The sequence below is a fragment of the Burkholderia sp. Ac-20392 genome, assembly GCF_017104585.1.
GTDB lineage: Bacteria > Pseudomonadota > Gammaproteobacteria > Burkholderiales > Burkholderiaceae > Burkholderia > Burkholderia lata.
This window is the reverse complement of sequence record NZ_JAAGPB010000770.1, coordinates 1-2,788: the sequence shown is the minus strand read 5'-3', so window position 1 is coordinate 2,788 and position 2,788 is coordinate 1. Positions and strand designations below refer to the sequence as shown.

The 2,788-nt window shown below is 68.1% G+C and carries 2 protein-coding genes and 1 pseudogene; all 3 read left to right on the top strand.

Annotated features, from left to right (window positions below):
- Positions 1-517: 517 nt before the first annotated feature.
- Positions 518-1,528, top strand: coding sequence for a xanthine dehydrogenase accessory protein XdhC (xdhC, locus tag G3N99_RS37995; protein WP_174944683.1), 1,011 nt, complete (start codon positions 518-520; stop codon positions 1,526-1,528).
- An 18-nt stretch (positions 1,529-1,546) separates the two neighbouring features.
- Positions 1,547-2,572 (top strand): adenosine deaminase, encoded by a 1,026-nt coding sequence (locus G3N99_RS37990; protein WP_174987638.1) that lies wholly within the window; start codon positions 1,547-1,549, stop codon positions 2,570-2,572.
- 27 nt (positions 2,573-2,599) lie between these two features.
- A pseudogene (locus G3N99_RS37985) lies at positions 2,600-2,788 on the top strand (hypothetical protein); the annotation flags it as partial.

The window sequence follows — 2,788 nt, the reverse complement described above, 5'->3', positions numbered from 1 at the left end:
ATCCGGCCCGTCAAGCGTAAACACCTACTCCGCCGCCGCCCGGGTCTCCGGGCGAACGCGCATCGCGCGACTTCCGCGCCCAGCCCCGCCACGCCTGCGTTTCGGCCCGATGTGCACGCATCGGCGCCCTGATCCCGCGCGGCGGGCCTATGATCGACATGATCGCCTCCTGATAGCCCGGATCACCGCCCCGCGATGTTCCCGTCGCCCTGCGGTGCTATCTTCGTGACTGGATGGCGATCTACGTGCGCGAGGCCAGGCGGTCTCACCACCCCTGCGTAACGCGCGCCCGATCCGCAATGTCGACTGGATTCATCATGACAACGCAAACCATCCGCATCCGTCACCCTCATGGCGTCCGCGCATCCGGCGGTGCCGTCTACGCGCTCCGTCCGCGCGCCGCCGCACCGCATCGGCCATGCGGCCGGCCCGCTTCGTTCCCGTCCGTCATCGTTGCCGCCACGCTCGCCAGCCCGCGCCGCGTGCCGTGCCACGTCGTCCCGAACGGAGCGTGCTGATGGAAGCCTGGCTCGGCGATCTGCAGCAACTGCTCGCGCACGGCGAAGCGGCCGTGCTCGTGACGGTCGCGCACACCGACGGCTCCGCACCGCGCGAAGCCGGCACCAAGATGCTCGTCACGCGCGACATGGCCCGCCATACGATCGGCGGCGGTCATCTGGAATGGAAGGCGATCGAGATCGCGCGGCATCTGCTGAAGGATGGCGCGCACGTGCCGCACGCGCGCCGGCTCGAGCGGCTCGCGCTCGGCCCGAGCCTCGGCCAGTGCTGCGGCGGCGCCGTGGTGCTCGCGTTCGAGCGGCTCGATGTAGGCGATCTCGGCTGGATCATGTCGCTCGCGAAGCGTGTCGCGGCCGGCGCCGCGACCGTGCGTAGCGTATCATTCGGCCCCTCGCCGGGCGCGCCGCTGTTGAGCGAGCCCGAATCGGAAGCCGCGCGTGCCGACTGCCTGCTGTGGGAAACCGGCGGCGTGTCGCTGATGACCGAAACGATCGCGCCGTATGCGTTCCCCGTCGTGCTGTTCGGCGCCGGGCACATCGGCACCGCGCTCGTGAAGGTGCTGGCGACGCTGCCGTGCCACGTGCGCTGGATCGACGGGCCCGATGCGGTGTTCCCGCCGGCCGACGCGCTCGCCGGCATCGGCAACCTCGCGATCGAAGCGGCCGCTGCCCCGGCCGACGCGGTCGACGCCGCACCGCCGCAGTCCTACTTCGTCGTGATGACGCACGACCATGCACTCGATTTCGTGCTGGCCGAGCGCATCCTGCGGCGCGGCGACTATGCGTACTTCGGGATGACCGGCTCGCACGCGAAACGCGTGCAGTTCGATCATCGCCTCGCAGCCATCGGCATCGACCCGGCCCAGGTCGCGCGGATGCGCTGCCCGATCGGTGTCGAAGGCATCATCGACAAGGCACCCGAAGTGATCGCGATCTCGGTGGCGGCGCAATTGCTGCAGGCCGTCGAGGCAAACGCGAATGCGTCCGCACAGGCTTCCCCTACCTACTGACCGACCAAGAACGACGCCATGACCCCGACATTCAAGGACAAGATTGCCCGCGCGCCGAAAGCGGAGCTGCACATCCATATCGAAGGCTCGCTCGAGCCCGAGCTGATTTTTGCGCTCGCGCAGCGCAACGGCGTGAAGCTCGCGTACGACTCGATCGACGCGCTGCGCGCCGCGTACGCATTCACCGACCTGCAATCGTTCCTCGACATCTATTACGCAGGCGCGAGCGTGCTGCTGACCGAGCAGGATTTCTACGACATGACGGCCGCGTACTGCGAACGCGCGCTCGCCGACAACGTCGTCCACACCGAGCTGTTCTTCGATCCGCAGACGCACACCGAGCGTGGCGTATCGATCGAGACGGTCGTCGCAGGCATCGAGCGTGCACTCGCCGATGCCGAACAGCGCGGGCTGTCGAGCAAGCTGATCCTGTGCTTCCTGCGTCACCTGTCCGAAGAGGATGCGCTCGCGACCTTCGAATCCGCGCTGCCGCTGTTCGAGCGCTATCGCCATCGCCTGATCGGCGTGGGCCTCGACTCGTCCGAACTCGGCCATCCGCCGACCAAGTTCGCACGCGTGTTCGAGAAGGCGCGCGCGCTCGGGCTGAAGCTCGTCGCGCATGCGGGCGAGGAAGGCCCGCCCGCGTACATCTATGAAGCACTCGACGTGCTGAAGGTCGACCGGATCGACCACGGCGTGCGCAGCATCGAGGACGCGGCACTCGTCGAGCGCCTCGCCCAGTCGCGCACGGCGCTCACCGTGTGCCCGCTGTCGAACCTGAAGCTTTGCGTATTCGACGACATGGCGAAGCACACGCTGAAGGCGCTGCTCGATCGCGGTGTCGCGGTGACGATCAACTCCGACGATCCGGCCTATTTCGGCGGCTACGTCAACGAAAACTACTTCGCGACGGCCGAAGGGCTGCAACTCACGGATGCCGAAGTCCATGCGGTGATCCGCAACGGCTTCGAGGCATCGTTCATCGAACCGGCGCAGCGCGACGCACTGTACGCGCGCCTCGACACGTACTGGCAGGCCGCGTAACGGCCGGCATCGAGGAACGCCAGACAGATGAAACACGGCAACGGCATCCGCTTCGCGACCACCGTCCCGGCCCTGTGCCTGGACGACCGCGTGCGTGAGCGCGCGGCGACGGCGTCGTTTGCCGTCGCTCGCGCGTGCCTGCCGTCGCGACTTGCCGTTTCGCTCGCCGCCGCATCGGTCGCGAGCGCAACGGCTGCGAGGCCCGCCGGCAACCAC